The sequence below is a fragment of the Candidatus Thermoplasmatota archaeon genome (assembly GCA_022848865.1).
In the GTDB taxonomy this organism is placed as follows: Archaea; Thermoplasmatota; Thermoplasmata; order RBG-16-68-12; family JAGMCJ01; genus JAGMCJ01.
In genome coordinates, this window is record JAJISE010000004.1 from 30,069 (window position 1) to 56,642 (window position 26,574).

Annotated in this window: 23 protein-coding genes and 1 pseudogene; 12 read left to right on the forward strand and 12 right to left on the reverse strand. The window is 57.4% G+C overall.

The genetic code is table 11. The features are described 5' to 3' along the window. The first annotated feature begins 48 nt into the window (after nt 1–48). Entirely contained in the window at nt 49–387 is a 339-nt protein-coding gene (locus LN415_01525; protein MCJ2555775.1) for a hypothetical protein, read from the forward strand. Here the strand turns inward: LN415_01525 and LN415_01530 are convergent. Both LN415_01530 and LN415_01535 read right to left on the reverse strand, forming a co-directional pair. Then, complete coding sequence (locus LN415_01530) at nt 384–980, reverse strand: zinc ribbon domain-containing protein (protein MCJ2555776.1); 597 nt, start codon at nt 978–980, stop codon at nt 384–386. The genes LN415_01525 and LN415_01530 overlap by 4 nt on opposite strands. A gap of 111 nt (nt 981–1,091) precedes the next feature. Then, nucleotides 1,092–1,160, reverse strand: a pseudogene (locus LN415_01535) (zinc-ribbon domain-containing protein). A 143-nt stretch (nt 1,161–1,303) separates the two neighbouring features. On the opposite strand from LN415_01535, the gene LN415_01540 reads away from it, so the two are divergent. Continuing rightward, a complete protein-coding gene (locus LN415_01540; protein ID MCJ2555777.1) occupies nt 1,304–1,576 on the forward strand; it encodes a hypothetical protein in 273 nt (90 codons plus the stop codon). Nucleotides 1,577–1,641: 65 nt separating this feature from the next. Next, entirely contained in the window at nt 1,642–2,325 is a 684-nt protein-coding gene (locus LN415_01545) for an Lrp/AsnC ligand binding domain-containing protein (protein ID MCJ2555778.1), read from the forward strand. On the opposite strand, the gene folD is transcribed toward LN415_01545, so the two are convergent. Further along, nucleotides 2,322–3,212: a bifunctional methylenetetrahydrofolate dehydrogenase/methenyltetrahydrofolate cyclohydrolase FolD gene (folD, locus tag LN415_01550; GenBank protein ID MCJ2555779.1), complete on the reverse strand. Its 891-nt coding sequence runs from the start codon at nt 3,210–3,212 to the stop codon at nt 2,322–2,324. The genes LN415_01545 and folD overlap by 4 nt on opposite strands. Nucleotides 3,213–3,416: 204 nt before the next feature. Between folD and LN415_01555 the strand changes: the two genes are divergently transcribed. The 4 genes from LN415_01555 (at nt 3,417) to LN415_01570 (ending at nt 8,114) form a co-directional block, all read left to right on the forward strand. Continuing rightward, on the forward strand, nt 3,417–5,135 hold the full coding sequence (locus LN415_01555; protein ID MCJ2555780.1) for a formate--tetrahydrofolate ligase: 1,719 nt from the start codon (nt 3,417–3,419) through the stop codon (nt 5,133–5,135). A 236-nt stretch (nt 5,136–5,371) separates the two neighbouring features. Next, nucleotides 5,372–6,703 (forward strand): phosphoribosylamine--glycine ligase, encoded by a 1,332-nt coding sequence (gene purD / locus LN415_01560; GenBank protein ID MCJ2555781.1) that lies wholly within the window; start codon nt 5,372–5,374, stop codon nt 6,701–6,703. A 194-nt stretch (nt 6,704–6,897) separates the two neighbouring features. Further along, entirely contained in the window at nt 6,898–7,782 is an 885-nt protein-coding gene (locus LN415_01565; protein MCJ2555782.1) for a M20/M25/M40 family metallo-hydrolase, read from the forward strand. Nucleotides 7,783–7,805: 23 nt separating this feature from the next. Further along, nucleotides 7,806–8,114, forward strand: a complete 309-nt coding sequence (locus tag LN415_01570; GenBank protein ID MCJ2555783.1) for a hypothetical protein — start codon at nt 7,806–7,808, stop codon at nt 8,112–8,114. Here LN415_01570 and LN415_01575 read toward each other — a convergent pair. Continuing rightward, nucleotides 8,104–13,494 (reverse strand): FG-GAP-like repeat-containing protein, encoded by a 5,391-nt coding sequence (locus tag LN415_01575; GenBank protein MCJ2555784.1) that lies wholly within the window; start codon nt 13,492–13,494, stop codon nt 8,104–8,106. The two genes, LN415_01570 and LN415_01575, sit on opposite strands and share 11 nt — an antisense overlap. 180 nt (nt 13,495–13,674) lie before the next feature. Here LN415_01575 and LN415_01580 point away from each other — a divergent pair, with 180 nt between their 5' ends. Next, nucleotides 13,675–14,298 carry a translin family protein gene (locus tag LN415_01580; GenBank protein ID MCJ2555785.1) on the forward strand — a complete coding sequence of 208 codons (624 nt, stop codon included), beginning with the start codon at nt 13,675–13,677 and terminating at the stop codon, nt 14,296–14,298. On the opposite strand, the gene LN415_01585 is transcribed toward LN415_01580, so the two are convergent. The 4 genes from LN415_01585 to LN415_01600 form a co-directional block, all read right to left on the reverse strand. Continuing rightward, nucleotides 14,295–15,074, reverse strand: a complete 780-nt coding sequence (locus tag LN415_01585; protein ID MCJ2555786.1) for a hypothetical protein — start codon at nt 15,072–15,074, stop codon at nt 14,295–14,297. The genes LN415_01580 and LN415_01585 overlap by 4 nt on opposite strands. Next, the gene (locus tag LN415_01590) at nt 15,071–21,577 is read right to left on the reverse strand and encodes a glycosyltransferase family 39 protein (protein MCJ2555787.1); all 6,507 of its coding nucleotides are present in this window, start codon (nt 21,575–21,577) and stop codon (nt 15,071–15,073) included. The genes LN415_01585 and LN415_01590 overlap by 4 nt, the downstream gene beginning before the upstream one ends. Nucleotides 21,578–21,715: 138 nt before the next feature. Next, complete coding sequence (locus LN415_01595; GenBank protein MCJ2555788.1) at nt 21,716–22,426, reverse strand: class I SAM-dependent methyltransferase; 711 nt, start codon at nt 22,424–22,426, stop codon at nt 21,716–21,718. Next, nucleotides 22,423–23,148 carry a class I SAM-dependent methyltransferase gene (locus LN415_01600; protein ID MCJ2555789.1) on the reverse strand — a complete coding sequence of 242 codons (726 nt, stop codon included), beginning with the start codon at nt 23,146–23,148 and terminating at the stop codon, nt 22,423–22,425. The genes LN415_01595 and LN415_01600 overlap by 4 nt, the downstream gene beginning before the upstream one ends. A 90-nt stretch (nt 23,149–23,238) precedes the next feature. On the opposite strand from LN415_01600, the gene LN415_01605 reads away from it, so the two are divergent. Continuing rightward, entirely contained in the window at nt 23,239–23,418 is a 180-nt protein-coding gene (locus LN415_01605) for a methytransferase partner Trm112 (protein ID MCJ2555790.1), read from the forward strand. On the opposite strand, the gene LN415_01610 is transcribed toward LN415_01605, so the two are convergent. After that, the gene (locus tag LN415_01610; protein MCJ2555791.1) at nt 23,411–23,911 is read right to left on the reverse strand and encodes a DUF367 family protein; all 501 of its coding nucleotides are present in this window, start codon (nt 23,909–23,911) and stop codon (nt 23,411–23,413) included. The genes LN415_01605 and LN415_01610 overlap by 8 nt on opposite strands. A gap of 193 nt (nt 23,912–24,104) precedes the next feature. On the opposite strand from LN415_01610, the gene LN415_01615 reads away from it, so the two are divergent. The 3 genes from LN415_01615 to LN415_01625 all read left to right on the forward strand — a co-directional run bounded on the left by LN415_01615 (nt 24,105) and on the right by LN415_01625 (nt 25,334). Beyond that, nucleotides 24,105–24,581 carry an RDD family protein gene (locus LN415_01615; GenBank protein MCJ2555792.1) on the forward strand — a complete coding sequence of 159 codons (477 nt, stop codon included), beginning with the start codon at nt 24,105–24,107 and terminating at the stop codon, nt 24,579–24,581. 43 nt (nt 24,582–24,624) lie between these two features. Further along, on the forward strand, nt 24,625–25,029 hold the full coding sequence (locus tag LN415_01620) for a universal stress protein (protein ID MCJ2555793.1): 405 nt from the start codon (nt 24,625–24,627) through the stop codon (nt 25,027–25,029). A 68-nt stretch (nt 25,030–25,097) separates the two neighbouring features. Continuing rightward, nucleotides 25,098–25,334 carry a GYD domain-containing protein gene (locus LN415_01625; protein MCJ2555794.1) on the forward strand — a complete coding sequence of 79 codons (237 nt, stop codon included), beginning with the start codon at nt 25,098–25,100 and terminating at the stop codon, nt 25,332–25,334. Here LN415_01625 and LN415_01630 read toward each other — a convergent pair. The 3 genes from LN415_01630 to LN415_01640 all read right to left on the reverse strand — a co-directional run bounded on the left by LN415_01630 (nt 25,318) and on the right by LN415_01640 (nt 26,554). Next, complete coding sequence (locus LN415_01630) at nt 25,318–25,479, reverse strand: hypothetical protein (protein MCJ2555795.1); 162 nt, start codon at nt 25,477–25,479, stop codon at nt 25,318–25,320. The genes LN415_01625 and LN415_01630 overlap by 17 nt on opposite strands. 236 nt (nt 25,480–25,715) lie before the next feature. Beyond that, on the reverse strand, nt 25,716–26,021 hold the full coding sequence (locus tag LN415_01635) for a type IV pilin (GenBank protein MCJ2555796.1): 306 nt from the start codon (nt 26,019–26,021) through the stop codon (nt 25,716–25,718). A gap of 59 nt (nt 26,022–26,080) precedes the next feature. After that, on the reverse strand, nt 26,081–26,554 hold the full coding sequence (locus tag LN415_01640; protein ID MCJ2555797.1) for a type IV pilin: 474 nt from the start codon (nt 26,552–26,554) through the stop codon (nt 26,081–26,083). Nucleotides 26,555–26,574: the final 20 nt, after the last annotated feature.

The window sequence follows — 26,574 nt, forward strand, 5'->3', positions numbered from 1 at the left end:
AATGATAAGGCTTTTTAACCCGCCCCCGATGCCTACGACGATAGCCGTATGACCCTTCTGGAAGAGGACAAGATCGAGAGGACAATCAAGAAGGTTCCGAAAGAGTCGTTCACGGTCCTCGACTTCATGGACGTGTTCCAGGGGCTCTATCCAGAGGATTGGGAACGCTTGGTCCAGCGGTTTGGCGAATATGGCGAAAAGAAGGGCTACACGGTGACGACCTACCTCTCGAACAGGCTCGATCTCTATTCTCAGAAGTCTAACTCGATGCTTCGTCCCCTGGTGCGGTACAGCGAAGACAGGTCAAAGGACTACAGGAGAACGACTGGGAATGAGCGGGAGCACTTCGGCAGTCCTTGGATTGCCGTTTTCAAGAAGAAGTCCTAGCCCTGTGGAGCGCCGCAGACGTGGCAGAACTTGACGCCGGGTTGGAGAGGTGCTCTGCAATTCCGGCACTGGGGCTGTGCGGGTGGCTGGGGCTGTGCCGGCGCGGGTTGTGGCGGTTGCTGATAAGGAGCGGGCTGGGGCTGGGGATGCTGTCCATAAGTGGGCGGGGGAGCCCGGTATGCCGTGGCAGGCATCGGCTGCGTCGTCTGTCCCATACGCCGATACTCGTACCAGAGTACTGTGGCGGAGACCAGACCGCCGAAGAACCCGCCGTAGAAGCCAACATCGAGCCAATTGTTTGTGAGGTCCCAGGTCGCTGCGATGAGAATGATGCCGCCAAGGAGGGCTACTATGAAGACGACCATCGCTGCGATAGAGCCCCTTAGAATCAACGAGCGAGAGACGGGCTTCTGAAGCGCTTGAACGGAAACGAAGGCCGAATAGAAGAGCAGAATCGCCATCGGGAGAATCAGCACTATGGCAACGGAGCCTATGTTGATCCAGACCGTCTCTTCGATGTAGGTGCCGTAGTTGTACCACCCGCCGAAGTCTCCGACCAGCAGCATGATCGCGCCTACGAGACTGAATATCACCGGAATCACCAAGAGCATGGGTTTCTCATACGCCGAAGCGTACGGAGCTGCCACCGGGGCGACCGGGGCTGGTTGGGGATAAGCGCTCTCTGGCGTCGCTTGTCCAGCAAACGGGCTTCCGCACTTCAAACAGAACTTGTCCCCTTCCCTGATTGGCGCTCCACAATTCGTGCAGTTCATCCTGACCCTCCTCTGCGTTCATCATAAGCTCGTTATATTAATCTTTCTTGGGGGAGAAACATGCAGGACTGGATTGATGTCCACCCGTGTGGGCAAAGGACTTGTACGGATGCGCTCATTGCACAGCAACCGGAGGAGTGATTATGGAGAAGAAGAAGTCCGAGAGAGCGAAGGACATTGCCGGGATCTTGGGAATCGGGATGATGTTTGCCACAGCGCTCATGACGATAATCACGTGGCTGACTGCTTGGTGGAACGGCATGTCGACGGGATCCTTCACGGTGCTCGTGAACATAAACTCAATCGGGGAGATGTTCGCCGAGTTCTGGCTCATTTGGATCGTTCTAGGATTCTCCCTTTGGGGCATCTACTGGTACATGCACGAAGCTATGCTCGAGAAGGAAGAGGTGGAGTAGCCTCCCGTTTCCTGACAAAACCTTTATAGACTGGACTACCGTATTCGGCGTACCAGGTCGATATCATGATGTTCGTTGTTAGGCTCCATCCGAGATGCGAGATAGAGAGTGTGTGGAACTGGGTCGACAAGGCGTTCAGCGGCAAGAAGTCAGGTGACGTCGTTCCCCTGTACGTGTCGCAGAGAGAGGACCAGCACTACGTGGACACAATCCTGGAGGCCAAGGACGTAGAGGTCCTTGCGGAATTCCTCATCAAGCATATCCCGAAGTGCAGAGAGATAGACGACACGAGGACCGTCACGATCATGAAGCCCGCCTTCTATCCCGTTCCCGCGAGAGCGGGCAAGGACGTGAAGAGGTTCGCGATCTCCATCTCGGTCGACCCGCGCAACTATCGAACGGTCTATGACAGACTGCTCAAGATGAAGGTTCCGGAGGGCGTCTACCTGAACTACGTCGCATACGAGTTCGGCGACGACGACATTGTCATCTCCTCCCTCGCGAAGGACTGGACGACCATACGGAAGTTCGTGCGGGAGATGATACGGAACCTGCCCGGGGTCACCTCCGCGAAGCCTCACCTCATATGTCGGTCCAAGCGCTTGGCCTCGAAGCCCGTGTGGACAAAGCACCAGAAGAAGTATTCGGTCGAGAAGATGACCGGTGTCGCTCCCGAGGACAAGTGGGAGTACGACTGGACGTTCATCGACGAATGCGTCGTCTCGGGAGCTCTTCCGGACGAGGTCTAGTCCTCGATCCCGTGGGCGAGCTTGGCGGCCCTGACAGTGTTCTTCATAAGCATCGTGATGGTCATCGGACCGACCCCGCCTGGCACGGGCGATATCGCGGCGGCCTTCTCCTTGATACCTTCGAAGTCCACGTCGCCGACGAGCCTGTAGCCCCTCTTCTTCGTCGGGTCGTCCACGCGGTTGACGCCGACGTCTATGACGACAACGCCCTCCTTGACCATGTCCGCCGTGACAGTGTTCGGCCAGCCAGTGGCGGCGATGACTATGTCCGCCTCTCTCGTGAACTTGGCGATGTCATCCGTTCCCGTGTGGCATATTGTGACCGTCGCGTTCGCCCCGTCCTTCTTCTGCAGAAGTATGTTGGCGATAGGCTTCCCGACGATGTTGCTCCTTCCAACGACGACGACGTGCTTTCGTCCGGGGTCGTTCCCGCTGCGGATTAGCATCTCCTGGATCCCGTTCGGCGTGCACGGAAGGAAGAACGGGTCCCCGATCATCAGCTTGCCCACGTTGACGGGATGGAACCCATCGACGTCCTTCATCGGATCGATCGCGTACAGGACTTTGCTCTCGTTGATGTGCTTCGGAAGCGGCAGCTGCACGAGTATGCCGTGGTACGCGGGGTCCTTGTTGAACTTGTCCACCAGGGCAAGCAGCTCCTCCTCCGAGGTATCGGCGGACAGCGTCTCCGTGACCTCGTGGATGCCCAGCTTCTCGCAGGCCTTCCCCTTGTTGCGAACGTAGACCTGTGATGCGGGATCCTCCCCGACCAGGATAACCGCCAGACCGGGGGTTATGCCTTTCTCCTTCAGCTGATCGACCTCATCCTTGAGCTCAGCTCTTAGCTCCTTCGCAAGCTCCTTTCCGCTAATTATCTGCGCAGTCATTCAACTCCTCCCTTATCTCGATAGTTCAAACGATTTCCCTCTGTCTTCTTTCTCTTTTCACGAGGGTTGCAGTAGTGGAATCTTGAGGGCGTACTTAATCCTTATTGTTGGCTCCCTGCCAGTGCGTTTTGGGCGGACATCGACAATTGCACAAGGTTTTTAAGACGCAGCGGATATCCTCCCGCACCATTTGGGGGTGAGAAACTGAAGTCCGATTTGGAGATTGCTCAAGCAGCGACGATGAAGCCTATTGTGGAGATCGCGAAGGCTATAGGCCTGGAAGAGGATGAGATAGAGCTGTACGGGAAGTACAAGGCGAAGATCAAGCTGGAGGTCATGGAGAGGATCAAGGGCAACCCTGACGGGAAGCTCATCGACGTGACAGCCATCACGCCCACACCGCTCGGTGAGGGAAAGACGGTCACTCTGATAGGGGTCTCACAGGCTCTCGCCAAGCTGGGCAAGAGCGTGATAACGACCATACGGGAACCTTCCATGGGTCCCACGTTCGGAATCAAGGGCGGCGCCGCAGGAGGCGGATACTCCCAGGTCGTGCCCATGGAGGACATAAACCTGCACTTCACGGGAGACATTCATGCAATAGGGGCCGCGAACAACCTGCTGGCGGCGATGCTGGACAATCAGATGTTCCACCCGACGTTCAGGAGGAAGAACCCGCTGAACATCGATCCGTCAACGATATCGTGGAACAGAGTCGTGGACCTCAACGATTCGGCTCTGACGAACGTCACAATCGGCACGGTCTCCAAAAAGGATATCGAGGGCTATCCAAGAGACACAGGTTACGACATAACAGTAGCGTCAGAGGTCATGGCCATCATGGCGCTGGCATCGGACCTGAATGACCTCAGGAAGCGCCTCGGAAGGATCGTCGTGGCACTGACGAAGGACGGAAAGCCCGTCACGGCCGAGGATTTCAAGGCCGCCGGTGTCGTGACCGTGGTCCTGAAGGACGCCCTGAAGCCCAATCTCATCCAGACCCTGGAGAACACGCCCGCGATAATGCACTGCGGGCCGTTCGCGAACATCGCCCAGGGGAACAACTCGATCATCGCGGACAAGATAGCTCTCAAGCTCGCGGACTATGTGATCACAGAGAGCGGTTTCGGAGCCGACTGCGGCGCGGAGAAGTTCCTGAACATCAAGTGCAGGGTCGCCGGCTACAAGCCCAACTGCGTGATTCTGGTCGCGACGATAAGGGCACTGAAGCTGCACGGTGACGCCTTCGATTTCCCGCCGGGCAAGACACCGCCCAAGGAAGTCCTCGAGGCGGAGAACGTAGAGGCCGTGGAGAAGGGCAGCGTGAACATGATCAAGCACATAGAGAACCTCAAGAAGTTCGGCGTGCCTGTGGTGGTCGCGGTCAACAGGTTCGCCTCGGACACGGACGCCGAGGTGGATGCCGTGGTGAGGATCGCCAAGGAGAACGGTGCGGACTTCGCTGTGGATGGCGACTTCCACGCGCGAGGCGGTGATGGTGCCATCAAGATCGCGGAGGCAGTGGTCGCTGCATGTGACATGCCCAGCGACTTCAAGCTCCTGTACCCGGATGACATGCCCATCGCGGAGAAGATAGAGACGATCGCGAAGGAGATATACGGTGCAGATGGCGTGGAGTTCTCGGAGGAGGCGCAGAGGAAGATCGAGCTGTTCACGAAATACGGCTACGACAACCTGCCCATTTGCATGGCGAAGACGCACCTGTCCATATCGCACGATCCCAAGCTGAAGGGGCGCCCGTCGGGATTCATGCTGCCCGTCAGGGACATCAAGCCCTCCATCGGCGCAGGCTTCCTCTATCCGCTATGCGGTGAGATGAGGACCATGCCAGGGATGCCATCGGTTCCCGCATCGGAGGCCGTGGACATAGACGAGACCGGAAAGACGGTCGGTCTGTTCTAGGGCTTCCCCTCTCCCTCGAGCACCTGCCACAGTCTTCCTGAGAGAATGTGAGGACCAGTCCTGGTCTTGGCCCAGAAGCGTCCCGTCTGTCGAACTCCCGCCGAAGGTTCTCTACCCGCTCGACAGCGACCGTCGCCATTGACAGAGAATGCCCGCGGGATCACTATTCGCCTTCCTTTCGGGACCCGAAACCAAAAGAATTAACAGTCCGCATACTGTTTTCCCTCCGGGATACTATGAAGGTTCTTGCTGTGGGAGGAGGCGCGAGAGAACACGCGATTGTGAAGTCTCTGGTGAAGGACGGCGCGAAGGTCTTTACGGTGATGAAGAACAAGAACCCGGGCCTTGCCAGAGCCTCCGAGGAGATTCTTCTCGCGAACGAGATGGACATCGAGAAGGTCGCGGGGTGGGGAAAGAGCAAAGGCGTCGATTTCGCCGTTGTGGGCCCCGAGGCACCCCTGGGCGAGGGGATTGTCGATGAGCTGGCCAGGCACGAGATCCCTGCGGTCGGCCCGACGAAGTTCGCGGCGCAGCTCGAAATCTCGAAGGAGTTCTGCAGAGACCTGCTGCGGGAGCACAAGATCCCCGGCTCGATCGACTACTGGGTGTTCGACAACGTTCCCGACCTGAAGGCCCTGCTGAAGGACTACGACAAAGACGTGGTGATGAAGCCCATCGGACTGACAGGCGGGAAAGGCGTCAAGGTCATGGGCGAGCACCTCATGACGCATGAGGACGTTCTCAACTACGCTCAGCAGATAATCGACAACAAGATCGGCGGGAGCTCCCGCTTCGTCGTCGAGGAAAAGATCGTGGGCGAGGAGTTCACCCTCCAGGCGTTCGCGGACGGCAGGCGGGTCGTGCCGATGCCCTCGGTCATGGACCACAAGAGGGCGTATGAGGGAGACACGGGCCCGAACACCGGCGGCATGGGCTCCTACTCGATGAAGAACGGGCTGCCGCAGTTCGCGACATTCGAGGAGGTCGAGGAAGCAGTTGGCATAATGCAGCAGACGGTGGACGCAATGCGCGCGATTGAGCACCCGTTCCACGGAACCCTCTACGGGGGGTTCATACTCACAAAGGAGGGACCAAGGATACTGGAGTACAACGTTCGCTTCGGCGACCCCGAGGCGATGAACGTTCTTCCACTGCTGGAGGAGAACTTCGTTGACCTGTGCGGTCAGATCATGGACTCGTCGCTGCCCTCCGCGGTCAAGTTCGCCGAGAAGGCGACCGTGTGCAAGTACGTGACCCCGGTGGGGTACGGCGTCAAGTCCCAGGCGGGCGAGAAGGTGTTCGTAGATGAAGCCAAGATCTGCCAGACTGGCGCGGAGCTGTACTACGCGTCCGTCGACGAGAGGGACAGCGACATCTACACGACGACATCGCGCTCTCTGGCCATCGTCGGAATCGACGAGGACATTGCGGAGGCCGAGCGCATGAGCGAGAGCGCCCTCCAGTACGTGAGCGGGAAGGTCTTCATGCGCCACGACATAGGGAAGCCCGACCCCATAGAGAAGAGAATCAGACGGATGGAAGCCATACGAAGAGGTGAGATAGGATAGACGTAGTTGCCCTTACCAAGAGACTCGTCACGATACCCAGCGTCTTCGGTCGTGAGTGGGAGATAGGCGAGTTCATAGCCTCCTACTTCAAGGACGAGGAGCTGGAGAGGCAGAAGGTCCACGGCTACCCGCCAAACATCATCATCAGGCGCGATGTCGATGAGAGCCGCCCGACGATCCTGCTGAACGGGCACATGGACACGGTCGAGCCCTCGTTCGAGTGGACCAAGGCTCCCTTTTCGGCCACCGTCGAGGGGGACAGGCTCTACGGGCTGGGAGCCTCGGACATGAAGGGCGGTCTGGCCGTGCTGATGGACGCATTCAGGACCGTCACGTCGCCCAGGTCGAACGTGATCCTGTCATTAGTGGTCGACGAGGAAGGCGTCTCTACCGGAGCCTACAAGCTCCTGAAGGAAGTGAAGGCCGATGTGTGCCTTGTCACGGAGCCCAGCAACGGGAGGACGATCCTCGGCAGCAGGGGGAGATATGCCCTGGAAATCGAGCTCTTCGGCAAGAAGATGCACGGGTCCAGGCCCGAGGAGGGAGTCAACGCGGTCGCCGAGATGTCCCGCGTGCTGGACGCTCTGGACGAGATCCAACTCGGTAGCCATGACAAGCTGGGGAAGGCGTCTCTGGCCCCGCTCAAGATCCGGGGTGGCGGGGACTCCCTTTCCATTCCGGACTACTGCAACCTGCTCGTGGACCGTCACATAGTCCCAGGTGAGAACGGGGAGGATGTGATGCGAGCGTTCGAGGAGAAGATGGGCTCCCTGGGGCTCAGGTGCCGCCACAAGATCTCCTGGATGAAGAGGAGCACGCCGTTCCTGGAACCATATGTCCTGAGTCGCAGCAACGAACAGGTCATGAGGTTCGCGCAGGTCCATGAGGAGCACTTCGGGAGGCCGCCCGAGTTCGAGTACGCTAGCGGACCGGGTGACTACAACATCTTCGCGACGAAGATCCCCACGCTGGTTCTAGGACCCGCGGGCGGGAACTGGCACCAGCCCGATGAGTATGTGGAGGTCGAGTCGTTGAACGCGTGCAGGGACTTCTATGTGCATCTCCTCGAATCCTTCTAGCGGGAACGCGACGGTGTCGTGATATGGAACTCACACTGATCTGGCTCATAATCGGCGGGGCGCTGATAGGGACATCCGTGGCCGTCATGGCGCTCTTCAAGAAGGCGGGCTCTTGGCCTATGGTCTTACTCTTCATGGGACTCGCCTTCGTGATTCTCTACCTCGAGCCCCTCAAAGCCCCCGCGAATCTGGCGCTCCTCTGCGTCCTCGCGATTCTGAATGCGATATGGATGGGCGTCCTTGCTCACAAGGTCATACCGCGATTCTCGGTCCTGGTAGGGATGCTGGGCGGCGTGATGACGCTTCTCCTCGCTTTCCTCATCAGTTTCTGACGGTCCAAGACGTCGTGTCTGGGACATATATCCAGTACGCCTCTCCTGCTGCCATGAACTGGTTTGGCAGAAGCACCTGCATATAGTACGGTGGCGCGGCCTGGTCGAAACCCTCCACTCTCGTCGCTCCCGTCTCGGCCATCAGGTCCGCGATCTGATAATCGTCTTGGAAGGAGGGGAACCCTATCAGGTTCCAGCCCTTCGCGAGCTGTATTATCGTCTCGTCTGGAACAACGCCCGCCACGAGGAAGTTGCCGTTGATGGTGCTGTTCACCCAGACTCCCATGGTCAGGTCCACGTCGGAGAAGGCTGCGTAGTTCTTGAGCGGTGTGTGTTGCCGCCACTGCCGCCCGCCCCAGACGTCGTAGATTCTGGAGTCGGAGTAGTTGACGCTGCCGAGGACCTGCGAGACGGAGGGGTCCCTCAGCAGGAACGGAACGGAGACGAGGTTGCTTCCGAGCACGACGTGCTTGACGAGAAGACCGACCTGGTCCGTCGTCGACGCGGTGTTATTGGCACCATCCCTGGACTCCACGTAGCAGAACATGTTGCTCGGGACGGGGGGCAGGTCGTAGAGGAAGTGGTCCGTGCCCGCCGATACGGACGCGAGGAAGAAGTATCCCTGCCTGTCCCGGTCGTAGTTGACGCCGCAGTGAATGTCGTACGCCACCACGTCGTCCTCTCCCATCCCGTCGTCCTTCGAGAGGTCCCAGCTGATGTTCATCTGGGAATGGCCGGACACCATCTCGGCCATGATGTTGTACGGACGACCGACCTCTCTGTCCGGCCAGACGAGGACGTCCGGGAGGGTCTTCACGTAGATGTCCTTGTTGCCATGCCGATCCGTCTCCCATGCGACCCAGATGGAGTCCGTGTGGTCACTGGCGGCGAGGAAGGGCTCCTCGTCCGAGAATGCGCTCGTCGTCACCTGTATCGGCGGGGACCAGGAGCCGTTGTACCGCTTCAGGTAGACGTCCTTGTTGCCGTGTCTGTCCGTCTCCCACGCTATCCACACGTTGTCGTGAATGTCCAACACGACGGAGGCCTTTATGTCGTGCCCTGGGTCATCCGAGACCTGGAACTCAGGGGACCACGAGCCGTCGTAGTACCGCATGAAGATCTCCTTGTCCCCGGTCCGATCGGACTCCCACGTAACGTAGATGCCCCCCGTGCTGTCGGAGGCCATGGACGGTCTCATGTCGTTCAGAGGACTCAGGCTCACCCCCATCTTGGGTGCCCAGCCCGAGCCTGTCCAATATGTCGCGAAGACGTCCCATTGCGTGTTGGAGATCTCGGCCCCCCAGGCCGTCCAGACGGTTCCTGAAGCGTCGGTCGTAGCGGTCGGCCCTCCCCAGAAACCCTGCGACCCAGCGTCGTTGTTCACGACCATGTCCGTCGTCCATGTAACGCCGTCGAAGCTGGCGGCTGTTATGTTCATGTCGTTGTACGGGAGATTGTTCAGCTGCTCGCCACCCTCATAGAGGTCGTAGTGGGTGCTTCGCATCAGGACCCACAGGTCCCCAGCACCATCGATCGTCGCCACCGGGACCTGGTCCGAGTTGTCGATCTTCTCAGATGCTGTCACCTGGACCGTGGGCTCCCACGCAGCTCCGTTGTACTTCTTCGAGTACAGGTCGAACTTCTGGCTCCAGTAGTAGATGCCGCTCTTCAGGCTGATGAAGTCCTGCCACTCCACGATGTTGCTCGAGTATATCGTATATACGTTGCCGCTGTCATCCGCCACGAGATACGGTTGGCTCGTCCTCTTCGCATCGGTCACTATGGCGTCCTCGGGAGTGCACACCAGGTTCTTGCAGCTCCTCACGGCGATGTCCCAGTCGTCGTGCTTCGTGTACGTGTGATACGCGATCCACATGTTCCCGTTGCTGTCCTCCACCATGGTCGGCTCCAGGCTGTTGTTCATGTCGAACGTCATGCGGACGGGCGGGCTCCACATCCTCGTCCAGGAGGTTATGTTGAACCCTCTGAAAGCCAGGTTGTTCCCTTCGTCCAGTTCCGTGATAGTGTCACTGGAATCGATATGGACGTAGACATCGTGCAGGCCAGAGACCCCGCTGAGGTTCCACATCACGGAGGCAGTCGCGTTGTCACGGGCGGGGACGGTCAGTATGACCTGGGTCGTCCCGATCCGCTTGTTCAGCGTGGGTGAGCCGTCAAAGAACTCCACCTCTACGTCGCTCGCGTCGCCGCCACCCATGTTCCTGACGTTGGCGGTCAGCGTGATCATGTCCCCCTCTCCCGGGTCTGGTGGATCGGACGTTATGTCCACGGTGTCGAGGGCGAGGTCAGGCGGGCACGTGACGACGAGAGGAGTCCCAAGGATCTGGGCCATCGTGTCGTAGGTCGAATAGTTGGTAGTGTGCGCGATCTGAGGCAACAGCACTTCCCTGCTGGCATGGCTTTTGGCCGTGAGCGGGACGAGTATGAACCCGCCCGCGGTCCCTGTCTGGGTCAGGAAGGAGGCTCCCATTCCCAGTCCGGCCTGAGCTCGAGAGATGACTATGCCCCGCCCGACGTATCCATCCTCCTCTGGGATGAAGGGGTAGTAGCTGACATTCCCTCCCGCCCAGGGAAACTGGTCACCCGAATACTTGTCTCGATATGCAAGTCTCGCAAAGTCGGGTATGAATCGCATGGTCGCCCTGCCCGTGTTCGGGTTGGCCATGACGTAGTAGTCGAAGAAGTCGTCCGAGGTCCCTCTTATGACGAACTGACCATCATTGCCATCCTGATCGTAGTAGAACCTGTAGGTGCCGTCCGTCTGCGGTTCCATGTAGTTGACCGACCTCTGCGCGGAGCTGTTCCCCGCGTTCCGGTAGAAGGTCAGCCAGCCGTCGTTCGTTCCCACGGCGATGTCCTCGCGACCGTCGCCATCCAGGTCCACGAACTCTGGTGCGCTGTAGTCCCGCGTCCCGTCCGTCGCACCGCCGCGAACGTTGTTGAACATGCCCGGATAGAGCTGATCGTAGATAGGACCGAATCTCGTGCCCGTGTTGAAGTAGAGGACGAGGCTGCCGTAAGGAGCATTGTCCTGTCCCGATATGAAGTCCAGATCTCCGTCGCCATCGACGTCAGAGAAGGCGGGTGTCGCGTACTTCCCGGGCTTCTTGGACAACCCCGTGTTGATGAAGTCGAAAACCGACGGGTCGGGTGCCCAGGATGGTTGCGAAACAGTCCCTGTGTTCCTGTAGAGGTGCACGCAACCGGTGGCATTCCCCACGACAAGATCGAGGTCCCCATCAGTGTCTACGTCAACGAGTTCAGGGGCGCTGTTGTCCCCCGCATCTATTCCAGGGAACATCGACGCGTTGAGCGTCCATGAGGCCGAGACGTTAGTGCCAGTGTTCTCGTAGTACACCAGCGAACCATCGTCCCTTCCGAGGGCGAGGTCGAAGTCGTTGTCGCCGTCGAGGTCGCCGAGCGCCGGGACGCTGAGATTGCCGACATCTATGCCAGAGTAGAAGCTCGGATCCTCCCGCCACGATGCCAGGTTCGGAAGGCCTGCGTTCTCGAGATACCTCAGTGTTCCGTCATCCAAGCCGATTGTGAGGTCTTGGTCACCGTCCGAGTCCAGGTCGGAGAACTCCGGGACGACACGCGTGCCGAGGGAAGAGAACCTGTGAATGTAACTGTCCTGGATCCACAGGGGAGAGACGAGCGAACCCACGTTCTGGTAGTAGTAAAGCGAGCCGTTGTACTCTCCCGAGATGAAATCGAGGTCCCCATCCAAGTTGAGATCCGCCAGGGCGGGAGCCGCGTAGCCCCCTACGTCAATCCCCTGGAAGAGGGTCTGTTGTAGGGTCCAGTTGGCCACTGACGAGTTCCCTGTGTTGATGATGTTGATGATAGTCCCATCCCGGAGCCCAGCCACGAGGTCGAGATCTCCGTCACCATCCAGGTCGTCCAGTCCGGGGATGACGTTGGCACCTAGGCTTCCGAGAGCCTGGAACTCTAGCGGGTCAAGTGTCCAGCTCGGTGAGGTCGAGTTCCCATCATTCCTGTAGTAGACTAGGAAACCGCCTTCCTCGCCCACGACGAGGTCGAGATCGATGTCGTTGTCCAGGTCCCCCAGAGTAGGTGCGGAGAAGTTGCCCACATCGATTCCGGCGAAGGCGGTCATGTTCTGGCTCCATTGCGGTATCTGCGCCGTGCCAACGTTCTCGATCTCCACGAGGGTGCCGTTGTCCTTTCCGAGTACGAGATCGAAATCACCATCCCCATCGACATCCGCCAGCCAGGGGACGGAGTAGTTGGCCACGCCACTGAACGGAGCGAACATGTCCGTATCCCTGCTCCAGGCGGGCGCGTTCACGCTCCCTGTGTTTCTGAAGTACCATATCTCTCCTCCCGCCGAACCTACCACCATGTCATAGATCGTATCGTTGTCAAGGTCGGCGAATGCGGGAGCGCTTCGGTTCCCGATGTCGTGCGCCCTGAACACCGGATTAACCCGTGACCACGTCGGCTCTCTTGTCCTTGCGGTCATGATCTGATGTTGACTGTTCCCGAATATCTGCTGGTACTCAGCGTCCCCTCCATAGAGGACAGTGAACTCCATCACGAATCCATTGTGATTGTGGAACTTCTCGTTGACCTTCTTGTCGGTTATCGTCTCATACATCTCCCTGTCGTTGTAGAAGTTGATGTAGACATCTCCGGAGATGATATCCATGTCCTTGGCCATCGACCCGACGCCCCAGTTCCACATTTTTGGGTTCCCGTACTGAAGGTGAACGGAGACCATCACGTTGTTGATGTCGATCTCCTCCAGTGTCGGTCGGCCCCACCACATCTCCACGCTTGCCTGGTCTATCGTGAGCTGGTTCCCGCCAATCCTGACGAAGATGTAGCCGCGAACGGTTGGCGCGGAGCCGTTCTGATATGTGACGTAGACCCCGTTCCTGTTCTCCTCCGTCTTGGAGATAGTATATCTCCTGCTCCCGTCTCTGACCTCTACCGTTGACGGAGTGGAGTTCACGGTCATGTCGCCGGTCAGCGCCGTTGTGTTTCCAGTATCGATTTCGTACACCCTGGTCTCCAGCGGTCCGAAATCATCCTGGAACACGATATCCACCTTGTGCACGAAGCTTGACGGATACCTCTCCACCGTGGACTCAAGATGCCCGGAAAGGACCTCCTGGCCCGTTGAGGTGGCCCTTACTAGGAACTGAGACGGATCAAGAAGATGGAAGTTGTCCAGAGTGAGCGAATAGCGCACGACCTCGTTGGCCCTAGGAACATCAAGCGTGTTGGTCACCTGCAGCAGGAACATCTCCTGATCGGGCTCTGGATCCTCAGGCATCGCGTGCCTGTCAGGCTCCTCGGATGGAAGAACCGCGAAGGCCACAGGCAACACCATTGCCACCGCCACAGCGAGGCATAACAGACGAGCAAAGATTCTATCGGCACGAGCTTCCTCAGATTTCATACGCATAACCTCCTCCCGCTTAAGAAGCAAGCCAGCTAATGAGATACCCCTAAATCAAAATATCGTTCGGTTCCCGAAAGACAAAAAGACTTATGCCCGTGAGCGATTGCCATGAGCATGGAGAACCTCGAGGGGATCATTGAGGGGATGGAGGCCAGACTGGACGAGAAGGACGCCGTGCGGGAACTCGCCCTGAAATCATCCAGGACGATTGCGAGACTGGCTGGCGAGGCGGTCAGGCGGATCCATCGCGGCGAGGACATGATAGACCTCCTGCGGGAGGTGCGTGACCGGAACGGAGAGCTCTCGTCTGCTCTTCGGGACCATCTTGACATCTATTATGCCGGGTACATAGAGAACGCTCATCAGGAGCTCGCGGAGGTGAGCATCCTGCATTCGATAGTCGAGAACAAGCCCCTGCCCACACCGAGCGACCTCGAGGTGACGGACAAGGCCTATCTGATGGGCTTCGGGGACGTCGTCGGTGAGCTCAGACGGATCACGCTGGATGCCTTGAAGAGGGGAGACGCCGACGCCGCCAACAAGCACCTCCAGCAGATGGAGGAGATATTCACGGTGCTCATGAGGTTCGACTTCCCATCTGGGCTTCTCGCCATAAAGAGGAAGCAGGACATCGCCCGGAGGCTGCTTGAGAAGACGAGGGGAGAGGTGGCCGTGGCCACCTACGGGAAGTCGCTAGAAGAAAAGATGGACGACCTCTTGGACAAGCTCTAGGGCCTTCTCTTGGGCTTCGAAATCAGCCACATCGCGGCCAGCAAGGCCAGTGCGACGATGAGAGCCACGAGTATCCAAGTGATGTAGTTCACTCCGCCCCCAACGTAGAAGTATGAGATGGCGACCGAATCCCCTGCGTTCTCATCGATCGTACCGTCCCTGTCCAAGTCGACGACGACGGTGAGCGTGTACTGCCCTTCTTCAGGGTCTGCGATTATCCAGTCGAACGAGGCGTATTCGCTCTTTCCGGGAGCAATGGATTCTATCGTGGAACTTCCCACGAGCCGGTCCTCTGTCTCGCTCGGCTTTCTCACATAGAAGTCCACGGGAACTCCTTTCAGCTCGTATTCCAGCGGGTTGAAGATCTCCGCGCTGAGGACGATGGGGCCAACGACCCTTATCTTGGTCTTCACGAGTTTGAAGTCGGTCTCGTTCTCAAGGCTCGACGTGACGTTGATAACGAAGGTCACGGTCTGCGCCGCATAGGGCACGGTGATATTTATCTCCCAATGTGGCTCAGTCGTGAGATTTCTGAAAACCTTCCCCGGTGAAGGGTCTGCGCCTGTCAAGTTGTCCGCGAGGAGGAAGGCCGTGATATTGTAGTTCCCGCCTTGTTCCCCGGGGCCGCCTGCAGCGGTGATGTTGAACTGCGCCTTGCCGCCGATGGGCATGATCCTGGGGCCTTCAACATCGACGATGACGTCCTGCGAGGCAGCGCTCGGCACCAGCACAAGGAGCGAGGACATAATCAGGAAAGCAAGAACAACCCGCTTCACTTCCTTCTCCTCCTTCTCACAAAAGCGAGTGCGACGACAAGGGCAGCGACGATTACGCCCACGAGGAGGTAGCTCACATAGTCTTCCAGAGGTTCGGTGTGAGCGTTTGGGCCTTCGGCGAACATGTTCTCGCCAACGACCTGGGCGGTCGGTGATGCCACTTCGATGTCGATGGACTCATCATTGCCCCAGTTATCATGGGAGTGAGCGGTTATGCTCACGGTCTGGTTCAGCAGTTTTCTCGCCGGTATGAGCCTGAGACCGAACGTGGAAGTCGAATTGGCGGGAACCTCGAAACCAACCAATGACGCGGCCGTGTGCTGCGATGTCTGGTTTCTCAGTCCGACCTCCCACCCCTCGTTCTCAATCGGCTGGACGTTCGTTATCTCTATGAAGTACGAGTCGGGACCGTTGCCGGAGTTGGTGAGGTTCACGAGGATGTCCAGGTACGTGCCGTCGTAGACTGGTACATCGGAGGAGATCTCCAGGGCTATCCCCCAGAACTGCTTGATCTCTATCTCGACCGTGACCTCGTCCGTCTTGTCAGCGTCGTTGGCCGATGTCGCCAGGATCTTCACTGGGCCGTGCTCGATAAGAGCGTCCGCAGGAGCGGTGACCGTGACCTCAAATGAGCCATGGGCTTGCTCTCCCGTCCCGAGTGAGATCTTCGATGGGTTGAACTTGAATGTCCATCCGTCGCGGGGCGGGACACCCGTCATCTCGAATTCGTCGGGAACGTTGCCAGTGTTCTCGATTGTGATTGTGTATGTTACGCTTTCTCCTCCGCCGATCTTCCTCTTCTGGCCCGAGTCCCACGCGATATCGACGCCCCTGACGATTTCCTTTTCGAGCTTGAGGGAAACGACCTCGTTTCCGAAGACATCCAGGTTTTGCATCGCGCTGTACGTTATCAGCTTCTCTCCCTCGTAGTCCTCCGTGTACGCGTTGATCTCGTAGGGGCTCGGAGGCAGGTAGACCTCGAAGTAGCCATTGTCGTCCGACTCGAGGTTGTAGCTCCCCTCTCCTAGGACGTAGACGTACGTCTTCTGACGGAGCCCGTCCCGATAGCTTGCCGTGCCCGAGACCCTGTACGATTCCGTCAGCTCGAACTCGAACTCCCTGTCCTCTCCATGCACTATCTCGAAGCGACCGAGGAAGACGAGATGGCCCTCCTTCTTGTGGATGTATATGCTGTACTGTCCGGGAGCCAGCGTCAGGCTGAACGTGCCATCGGATTGTGACTGGACGGTTGTGTCCATGGCAGTCTGCGAATCAGCTGATATCGTCGCCTCAGCGTCGACACCCTGGCCCTGATGAAGAATGGTTCCTGAGACCGTCACGTTGTCGAACACCCTGACCAGGTTGATATTGTACGTCCTCTCGGGAAGTCCCTCGGTGATAAGAAGAGTCTCCGAGAACTGGTATCGCACGAACTTGAACAGCCCGTCGATAGTGGCGTTTTCGGGGTGATCAATCTCTACGACGAACCTCCCAGGTGGGAGATCTACAAAATACATTGCGGCGGTCGTGCCCACTCTATCTATCATATCACCGCTCTCAGACAAGAAGCTTATGTTCAATCTTGTCAAGTGTTCACTGCCGTTGTAGAACACCCTTCCAGTCACGTTAGTCTTAGGATGAAGCTCCATGTCCAGCGTCAACGGATCGGAGATGACAATCGATTTGACGCTCATGAACTCGGTCCCGTTGATGTCCTTCTGGGCGACGATGGTGTATTCGCCTTCCGGTAAGTAGAGTGAGAACTCTCCGCTCGGGAGCTCCGCGAAATCGCTCTGCGTGCCCGATATCGTGATGCTCGAGGAGACCTGAATCCCTTCAAGCGTGACGTTCCCCGAGACAAGGAACTTGTTCGTGATCGAGAGCTCTATTTGGACCGGGCGGTCGGTGGGCTCCAGCTTGAGCTCCATCGGGAGGACCAGCTGATATCTCTCCACCTCTGACCCGCCAACGGGCTCGTCTATGACTACATCGTATTCCCCAGGCCTAAGGGACAGTTGGAGCTCTCCCTGGGATGTGAGGATCTCATCAGAAACGGCACCATCGCCAGTGGATTCGAATCTCACTTCGAGCGTCTGGTCGGTGAAGATCTCCCCGTTCATCAAGACGGATCCCTGAACGCCAACGAACAGCGAGATGAGCTGTATTGCCCCGTATTGGTTGATGTCCGCAACGCTCGCAGGTCCGATCTGTTTGCTCGAGTAGCCCCTCTTCGAGAAAACGACGATGTATTGGCCAGCTTCGGGAAGCGGGCCCGTGAACTTCCCCGCGCCGTCGGTGAGGAACTTGACCGTCGCTCCCATCGAGTCGGTTATGGCGACCTCGACGTCCTCTATCCCCTCGCCGATGTCGTACACGTCGTTGGCGTTCTTGTCCTCATAGAGCGTGTTCGTCACAGAAACGCTCGTCTGGAGGCGAATGTCTATCGTTGTGTCCGAGGTGAGCTGCCTCTTCTCCAGATGAACGAAGTTCTGCTGGCTGACCCAGATGCTGTACTCTCCCTTTGGAATATAGAGGGAGTAGTCCCCCTTGGCGTCCGTGATCACCACAATTCTAGCGTCGCCTGTGCCGAAGTAGATCCTAATCTGGTTCTGCGGGACGTCGTTCGCGCCGTCGATGACGTTCCCCGAGACCTCGATCGCGTTCTCCAAGTTGACGTCGTAGAGAGTGGTCTCCCCCCTGCGAACGGTCAGCCCCCTCATGTGGACGAGCTTCTGCCCTTCTATGTCGTGAAGAGAGTATACCAGGTAGTCACCCTCAGGTAGATCGACCTCGTAGAACCCGCCCTCGTCCGTCCTCACGAAGACGTCGAACGTCTGATGTCTGAGACTCCTGAATACGATGGCAACATTGGATATCGCGTTCCCGAACTCTCGACTCCTGCCCTTCACATCTCCGCTGGGTAGGAGCGTCACATTCCTGATTCTACTGTCGCCCTCGTCCAATATCCTGAGTCTAAGCGGCAGGCTCCTGTATTCTCCTCTCTCTGCAAGTATGGTGAAGTTGCCAGGAAGGAGGGAGGTGAACTCGAAAACGCCATTCAATCCGGACATCTGCCCTATCTCCGTCCCATTGTGCTCGTCCAAGAGGACGACCGTTGTGTCCTCTGCGGGGGTGCCGTCCTCGAATCTCACCAGCCCGCCGATGCTCGAGGGTTGCACTGGGACGTTTGTAAGCTTCGTCTCCCCTGCCGTCACGTTCATATAGTACGGACCAAGGGTCCTGTCCGGAGTCACGACGATGAGCCCGTATTCTCCAGGGAAGGCTCCCGTCATCTTGTAGAAGCCATTCTCATTCGTCGTGGCCCTGACCTCCTTACCCGTGTTCACGTGAATGAATACGAGCTCCGCATTTGCTATCCTCGGCTCGTACGACTCTGAGAATGTGTTCTCGTTCTCGTCGATGAAGACCGATCCCGTGAGGCCGCCGCCATCGACGACGATGTTCTCCGTGATGTAGAAGTCCAGTTCTCCGTCTCCGTCCATGTCGTTGGGCATCCTCATCGCCTGCGCGTCCGTGACGGAGATCGTCGTCGTATTCAGGACGGTCTCTCCGATCATCGTCATGTTGTTCGATGTTCCGGTGGATGCGACCAAGTCGATATCCCCGAACGGTACGAGGACCTGATAGTTGCCGTTCGAGTCCGTATGCGACACGTAGTGGGGAACGCTGTATTCATCCCTGACAGTGACCCGGATGCCGCTGAGCGGCGTTTCTCCGTCCACGGTCACGGTGCCGCTCACAATGGCTCCGTGGTAGTACTTCAGGAACACAACACCGCTTGTCAGTCCTGACCTGGAACTGAGATCCACAACGCCCTGCCTAAGACCCACCTGGATCTCCTCCTGGTATCTCAGAGCATCATCGAAGTTCACCGCGGTCCAAGCGTCCGTGTGGTTCTGATACTGATCTGGGGGATACGGATTGTAGTAGGCGGTTCGGTATACCATCTTGAAGTGCTTCAGTCCCCAGCCGTGCAGTGGCATGGAGTTCATGTACTCGCCCGAGAGCCCTGGAATGCCCTCCCTGTCCTCGCCGAGGTCCTTCGCGCTGTACCCTATGTATGCCCGGTAGAACATGCTGTCCCAGAACATGTCCTTGTAGACGATCTCGAAGCTGGAAACGCCCTGGGCCGCGGTCACCTCGTCGCAGTTGTGCCCCATTCCTCTGGAATCCACGCAGATGAGATCGAAGAAGTCAATGGGAACATCAGGTCGCACCTCGTAATCCTTGATCCTGTGGTCCGAGAGCTTGATCGGCGCGTAGAAGATGCCCGGATTGCCCCCGCTGAAGGGGAACATCCTCGAGTCGACGGAGAAGTACCTAATGGACTTCCCAGTGGCGTCGATGATGTCCAAGTACAAGTCCGCCTGCTCATCCGTGTCGAGCTGCTCTATGAGAAGCTGCTTCATGTAGATGAGCAGCGCGTTCTGTGCCTGGATGACGTCGTCCCTGGGTCCGAAGCGGTCCGGGTCCCTGACGATCTCGTCTATGTAGATCGTCGGATAGCGCAGCACCATCTCCACCTCGTCCGGGTTGAGGCCGTGCGTCTCGAGTATCGCCCTGATCTCGGGACCGAGCTGTCTGCCATGCTCCGCGTAGTCGCCCTGAATAAGCTGTGTGGAAAGGTACGCGATCGCTGTGTTCTCATCTTGGGCCGCTATGAAATTGCCCGCCGTGGGGTACCCGTGGAGGAAGTTGTCCGCAACCGTCGGGTGTTTGCCCTCCTGGACGGCCTCGAAACCGTAGTCCCACCAGCTCAGGAACGCCGGTCTGTCCTCGTACGGGAGTATGTCCTCATCCTGCTTCTCGAGCCAGTCCCAAGCAGCGGGCCAGTATCTGTTGCTGAGCGGCAAGGAGTATCCGAACGCACCCAAGAACCACGGTGCACTGTAGTGCTCGGGTTGCATGAAGTACGGCGTGGAATCGTAGATCTCTTCATCAAGCCTCCTCTTGTCTTCGAAAGGTATGGACGCATCCACACCGTACCAGACGTTCGGCAGGACCACGAGGAAGGCTATGAAGAGCACTCCCACCACGTGTCGGACCTTGACGCCCCTTCTCAGGGCGTGAAGCTTGTTACCGCTCAGGCTGTCGTACACCTTTTTGGCGGACTTGAAGTCCAGTTTATCGATGACCAACATGACGATCCAGGCGGATGCGGCCGCGAAGGCGGGCCCGGCGTTGAATATGAACCTAGCCGCTGACAATGCCATGAAAATGGCGGCACCTGTCCACACGATTATGAAGAGGTAGTCCGGTTTCATCCTCTTCGGGAGCTGCACGGCAGCGTAGGCGAGTCCAAACAGTCCGAGGAAATAAGTGATCGCCCCGAACGACATCGCTTGCTGGCTGAACGTGGGTGGCTGGGCTTCAGCAATGGTCTCGTATGCTTTCGTCCTGATGAAGTAACCAGCGCCCGCGAGGAAAGTGGAGACGGTTGTCGGAACGAATATGAACATGAGGAACAGCGCAATACCTGAAGCGGCGAAAAAAGTAGGCATCACGAGAGACCAGGGATAGTCCCTGGTGACCACGAATATCACGCCGAAGACGAGACCGGCAATGAACATGTACGCCGGCGTGGAGAAATCCCCCATCTTCAGGAACTGGACATACCAGGGCATGGACAGAATGAGGGCTACGCCCACTGTGACGGCGAAGCAGACGAGGATGCCAGTGGAATCGACACCTCTGAACTTGTTCAGCAGGATCTGGAAGAAGAAGTACAGGAGCAGAATGACAACGACGTAACCGAACCCCTTCCACGCAAGTGCAATCGCGGTGAGGGATATGGCAGCCATGAAGGAGTAAAGGACAGGTTCGCGGTTCAACCTGAAGAACTCCGAGAGCCCCTTCGTGATGTCCTTTGGCTTGAACCAGTTGCGGACCCATTTTCTCTCTTGAAGTGTGCCCAAGGCCCTCATGAAGAAGAAGAAAGTCGTAACGACGAAGAAGAGAACGTATGCGTCGTGGTCGCCGTTTGTTAGCGGGCTTCTCTGGATGTGTGCGGGCATGACCGCGAGCAGGAAGGCCGCCAGCATCGCCGCCTTTCTTCCGAAGGCTCCCTTAGTCAGGAAGTACAACGGGAACACGGTCAGTGCGCCCCAGAGGGCCGTTGAGAATATGAACGAGTACCAGACGCTCGTGTCCACATCCGGGAACAGCGGCGCCAACGCCATGCCTGAGACGGCAACCGACCAGTCGAACATTGGCGGACGACCAGAGGCCTGGCTTCCGAAGGGGTACGCAAGGAGCGGTTCCTCCACCAGATGGTGGCCGGTGTCGACGACGTAGTCGATCACCCTCTTGTGGTAGTACGAGTCAGAACCCCCCGAGACGACAAAGCCAGTATCCGTTGCCAGGTCGAACGCGAAGTAACTTCTCAGGTATACCGCGAGGACGAAGATGAGCACCAGGGCTATGATGCTCGACCAATTCTTCCGGAACCAAGTCCGTGCCTCTTCACGGATTGATTTTGTCACCTGTATCACCGAGGGACTGGTAGCCCGTTCCATAGATGTTCTTGTATATGTTTGTTTTCCTGTGGAAGTCTACCTTGGTTTGGCAACCCGACGGGTCACGCAGACCTCTGGGCAATCTGCAGGTCGTGAAGATAAGCCTTACGGCTCTTGAGCGGGGGATTTCACCGCCGAGACCGTGACGTAGGCGGCTCTTCTCCTCCAGAAGCGCCCTTTTGCGAGCAGCCTTTCGTCGACCTGGACCAACAGCTTGCTCAGGCCGAGAAGCATCCTCCTCAAGCGGCCGCTGAGCCGGGACGCCAAGTGCGGCAGGAGATAGACGAAGATGAGGTGATATCTTGCCTCCAACATCGTCAGGCTGCTCGACACCGCCCGCTTGAGCCTTGCGGAGGAGAAGGCCCTCTCCGACGGATTGTGAAGCACAGTCCGGAAGATCCTACGCGCTAGCTCGGAAACGAGATTGTCAGATGTGGGTTCTTGACATATGAGGACCTGCCCGCTGCGGAGAACCCGTCCCGCCTCTTTGACAGCACTTTCGACGTCATCCGGCACGTGGTGCAGGATAGCCCTCGCGGACACGAGGTCGAACGATTCGTCCTTGAATGGAAGATGGAGGATGTCCGCCCGGATGAACTCCACTGTCTCGGCTGGAGCCGCGCCATGGCTTATGTCGACGCCGATGATCCTCGCCTCCCTGTCCATTGAGATGAGCTTCCCAAAAGCGCCGTTGGAGGAGCCCAGATCGAGGATCACAGAGAACGAGCGGTCCTTCACCATCTCTCTCGGTGCGTCCATCAGCCCCTTCCAGCAGATACTTCTGGCATCTTGATCTATCTTCCAGTCAAGCCTCATTCCGACCTCACCCCCACCACTTGGAAGGCATTGGCCAGATTCCAGAAGACCTCGTTCGCTTGGACGAGCTTCTTCCCGAACTTGTAGAGAATCGTTCTGGGATTCCTCGGTGGCTGCAGCTCGTACGTCAGCGGGAACTCGTCCAGTATCCTCTTCAGCTCGGAAAGGGTCAGAGGATAGATTCTGAAGCGATTTCCCCTTCCCATCAGCCTCACGTATCGATCCGCCCAGCTTCTCGGAAGATATGACAGGAAGGGGAGCTTGTGGTGTCCTTCCATGGGCCAGAGCTTGTTGTTTGTGGTCATGTAGAACGCACCACCGACCTGCAAGGCCTCCACGAGCACCTTGACCAGTCCTCTCTGATCCGGGACGTGTTCGATGACATCGCTGCATATCGCGATATCGAAGCTCCCCGCCCCATCGTAGTCATAGATGGAGACGGCCTCGAATCTCGCATTGTTGATGTTCTCCTTCTCTGCCCAGTCCTCCGCCATGCCGATGAGCCTCTCGTTATTGTCTATGCCGACGACGTCTCTCACCCTCATCGCGATGGGAATCGAGAGGGATCCTGGGCCGCAGCCGAGGTCCACCGCACGGCAGTCCTTCAGCGGTCTGTCAAGGAACGGCTCGAGAAGGGAGAGCAGATTGTCGATGTCCTCCAGTCTTCTCAACCATCTCCTTCTTGCCGCCTTCTCATCTGGAAGGACTGGATGCTCACCCATCGTGGTAGGGTTTATTGGCGGAGTATTCTTAATCTTATTGCCATCGAAGCCTTTAAGAGATGTCTGGAAAATCACCATGAAGGTGAGCGAGTGAAAAGGGACCTAATGGACATACTATGTTGCCCTGTCTGCAAGTCCGATCTTGAGCTGAAGGTCGAGCGCGAGGAGGGAGACGAGATCGTTACTGGAGACCTCTTCTGTTCAAAGTGCGATCACGCATTCAAGATAGAAGACGGTATCCCCAACCTTCTCCCGCCAGACTTCAAATGAACTCGTCCTGGACCTCGACAACCTCCTCGCTGGTCTTGGCCTTCGCATACAGCATGAGCGGTTCCTTGTTGAGCGTCAGGAAACCGGGACCCCATTTGAACTTGTTAAGAACCGCAAGGCTCTGGTCCTCGTGGCCCATGATGAAGAGGGCGGCGGCCAGGGCCTCCGCTGTTGACAGTTGGAACGGCTTGCCATAGTTGACGGGATTCGCGGCTATTAGGTATGGAAGGGCCCTGTCTATGGCGCCCCGTACCTCCGGGAAAGCGGGATGCTTCCAGCTGAGGTCGAGTGCCGCCAGCCCCCTCCTCGCTGCGTACTTCTCATCCTCTCTTGAGACCGCCCTGTCAGAGGTCGGGTTCAGGAGGACGCAACCCCTTGGCAGGCCCTTCGGACTGTTGGTGAGCGTGATCATGTCCATCCTGGCCAGCTTTCTCGCCGTGCACTTCTTAGGATCGCAAGCCTTGGCATCGTAAGCATAGAGCCTGATGCTCACGAAAGGGGCATCGTCGTTCCGTATTACATTCTTTCCACCGCAAATGATATGTTCATGGAGGGCGGTACTATCACCGCCACGATGATGACAAAGCCCTACGCTGAATCCTGATGAATGATGGGCGACCTGAGTGGCATGACAACATTTTTAAGCATCCTCGCCGTTTATGAGAATCGAAGGGAGAGTGGGATGCATGGTTACAGGATTTGATCTCCTCGGTCATAGCAGGAGCATTCAGGACCACTGGGCGAGAAGGGTGATTGCGTTCGGCGTTGACGTCGTTCTCGTGACGTTCCCAGTATGGATACTCCTTCAGTTCGTTCCTACGGTGAACGTCGCGCTGTTCGGTCTGCTCTCAGGCCTTTGCCTTTTCACGTACTCGTCCCTGTTCGAGACGTATGTCGGCAAGACACCTGGGAAGGAGCTCATGAGCCTGCGTGTGGATTCCACGGCCGGATCCATGAGCCTGTCCTCCGGAATGCTCAGGAGCATAGCCAAGTTCTTCTGGTACATCTTCCCCCTGATGGACACCCTGCTCGGAATGGCGACCGAGGGGGACCCTCGGCAGAGGCTCACTGACAGAGTGGCAGGCACGGTCGTCGTCAGAGTGGCTCACGTGTCCCCGAGGAGGGTGAAGGTGAAGAGGGCCCCAGTCCCTGAGGAACAGTGACTGGGCTGATTACGTTATATACTCCGAACACTTTCGCGGGCTCGTGGGAGATGTTCTTGTTGCCTACGACGGTTCCGAGGGCTCCAGAAAGGCCCTGGAGAAAGCCGAGTCGATGCTCAAGGAAGGCGACCAGCTCGTGGCCGTCTACGTCCTGCCGACGAAGGAGATTGACGGCTTCGCCTACTTCGACTACGAGCTCACCCGCGAGAAGGCGCAGGAGGCCCTCAACGACGTGGTGGAGGAGCTCAAGTCGAGGGACGTGGACGCCATAGGCATCTTCCGGGAGGGCGATGTCGCCGAGGAGATAATCAAGATCGCCGCCGACATCCAGTGCGATATGATCGTGATAGGCTCGAAGGGACTCAGCAAGGTCGGGACCTTCACGCTGGGAAGCGTTGCCGAGAAGGTTGCCCGGCACTCCAACCGGATGGTTCTCATTGTCAGGTGAGAGCTAGGGTTAAAATACTATGAGCCGCATTATTTCATAAGGCTGAGAATATGCTATTTGTGACCACTTTGAAACTTATGCCAGGGCAGTATGAGGATGCCACAAGGCTCTGCAAGCATCCCAAGATCCCAGAGAACGTGGAGATCAAGACGTTCCTCGGTCTTTTCGGTAAGCCCGATGTGCTGATAATCTTCGAGGCTCCCGATCCGACCGCCGCCGCTGACTTCGCTATTCAGTTCGGTCGGGTTGCGGAGTCCACAACGGCTGTGGCCCTGCCCATAGAGGAGTTCAAGTGGACTTGGTAGTCCCTTCTTCCTCTTCCTCGGACTCCATTTCTTGCCGTTTCCGGGCCCTTCTCCTGAAGACCAAGAAGGTCAGCCCTGCAAGCCAGACACCCTGGATTCCTATGACGAGCACCAATACCCAAAGAAGCATCTCTTCCTGCGTCATCCTAATTCTCCCGAATCCTGTGGGGACAATCCCTGTGTTGTACATTATGGGATGTCCCTACTGAACTGTTCCCACATCGCGAGATTTACCGATCCAGTCGCCTATTGCTCGGACCAGGACACGCCAAAGCTCTTGTCTCCCGTATTCCTCCATATAACGGCTAGTTCGTAGTCCGTGTCGGGGACCACAGAGACTGTGAATTTATCTCCCTTCGTGAGCTTGCCATCATAGTCGATTTATATGACGTTGCCGACAGTTCCCGGTTCCAACGGATCCATTCTGCTCGCCTCGTCGACTGTCCTATTGATTGGCAGCACCACGGAGAAGAGGCGGGAGGCCAGAGCGTTCTCGGGTGCCCCAGTCACTTCAAAAGCAGCAGTTCCCGGGTCCGAGGTTAGCTTGGAGAGAAGAATCATCGGCGGTGGATTCGGCGTGCTGGTCACAAGCGAGGATACCGTGATGTATACGACGGATGCAAGAACGACAGTGATGGATATCAATAACACCACCGCTATGACGGGGGACACACCCCTCGAGTTCATTGACTCATCCCGGCTGGGATTAGCTTGAAAAAAAAAGAAAGAGAGAGGTGCTAAGACCTCTACGGTACGTTGATGATTTCGCTCGTTATCACGCCGTCATCGGCTGCCCAGATCAATAAGAGTTCGTACGTAGAACCTGAGGACAAGCCCTCCAAGGTGAAGAAGTCCCCTTTGGTGAGCGTATCGACGCCCGCCACATCCGTGTAGGTCAGGTTCTCATTCGCTGGACCCGATCCGATGAGTCCCGCGCTCAAAGCCTTCGGGAAACCACTCCATGCAGTTCCGTCCATTAGGACGGATACCTCATAGGAGCTGTATCCTACTCCTCTGTCGGGTGTCACTTTAAGTTCGTATTCACCAATTCCGACTCCCTTCTGCATAATGTCGATAGTCGGCGCACCGCTAGAGCCAGTACCGATCAGGCCAGACACCATCACGTACAGCACAGCTGCAAGTACCACGGTAATCGCCACCATGAGAATGGTAGCAATAACCGGAGACACAGCCTTCTCATTCCTTCGTATGTACTTCATGTTGTGTCACTCCTGTAGGT

Excerpts from the sequence above, each read along its gene's own strand:
- LN415_01540 (MCJ2555777.1), top strand. The coding sequence starts at position 1,304 with ATGGAGAAGAAGAAGTCCGAGAGAGCGAAGGACATTGCCGGGATCTTG.
- LN415_01575 (MCJ2555784.1), bottom strand. The coding sequence starts at position 13,494 with ATGGTGTTGCCTGTGGCCTTCGCGGTTCTTCCATCCGAGGAGCCTGAC.
- LN415_01570 (MCJ2555783.1), top strand. The coding sequence starts at position 7,806 with ATGGAACTCACACTGATCTGGCTCATAATCGGCGGGGCGCTGATAGGG.
- LN415_01640 (MCJ2555797.1), bottom strand. The coding sequence starts at position 26,554 with ATGAAGTACATACGAAGGAATGAGAAGGCTGTGTCTCCGGTTATTGCT.
- LN415_01635 (MCJ2555796.1), bottom strand. The coding sequence starts at position 26,021 with ATGAACTCGAGGGGTGTGTCCCCCGTCATAGCGGTGGTGTTATTGATA.
- LN415_01525 (MCJ2555775.1), top strand. The coding sequence starts at position 49 with ATGACCCTTCTGGAAGAGGACAAGATCGAGAGGACAATCAAGAAGGTT.
- purD (MCJ2555781.1), top strand. The coding sequence starts at position 5,372 with ATGAAGGTTCTTGCTGTGGGAGGAGGCGCGAGAGAACACGCGATTGTG.
- folD (MCJ2555779.1), bottom strand. The coding sequence starts at position 3,212 with ATGACTGCGCAGATAATTAGCGGAAAGGAGCTTGCGAAGGAGCTAAGA.
- LN415_01615 (MCJ2555792.1), top strand. The coding sequence starts at position 24,105 with ATGGTTACAGGATTTGATCTCCTCGGTCATAGCAGGAGCATTCAGGAC.
- LN415_01600 (MCJ2555789.1), bottom strand. The coding sequence starts at position 23,148 with ATGGGTGAGCATCCAGTCCTTCCAGATGAGAAGGCGGCAAGAAGGAGA.
- LN415_01580 (MCJ2555785.1), top strand. The coding sequence starts at position 13,675 with ATGAGCATGGAGAACCTCGAGGGGATCATTGAGGGGATGGAGGCCAGA.
- LN415_01565 (MCJ2555782.1), top strand. The coding sequence starts at position 6,898 with ATGGACACGGTCGAGCCCTCGTTCGAGTGGACCAAGGCTCCCTTTTCG.
- LN415_01630 (MCJ2555795.1), bottom strand. The coding sequence starts at position 25,479 with ATGACGCAGGAAGAGATGCTTCTTTGGGTATTGGTGCTCGTCATAGGA.
- LN415_01545 (MCJ2555778.1), top strand. The coding sequence starts at position 1,642 with ATGATGTTCGTTGTTAGGCTCCATCCGAGATGCGAGATAGAGAGTGTG.
- LN415_01595 (MCJ2555788.1), bottom strand. The coding sequence starts at position 22,426 with ATGAGGCTTGACTGGAAGATAGATCAAGATGCCAGAAGTATCTGCTGG.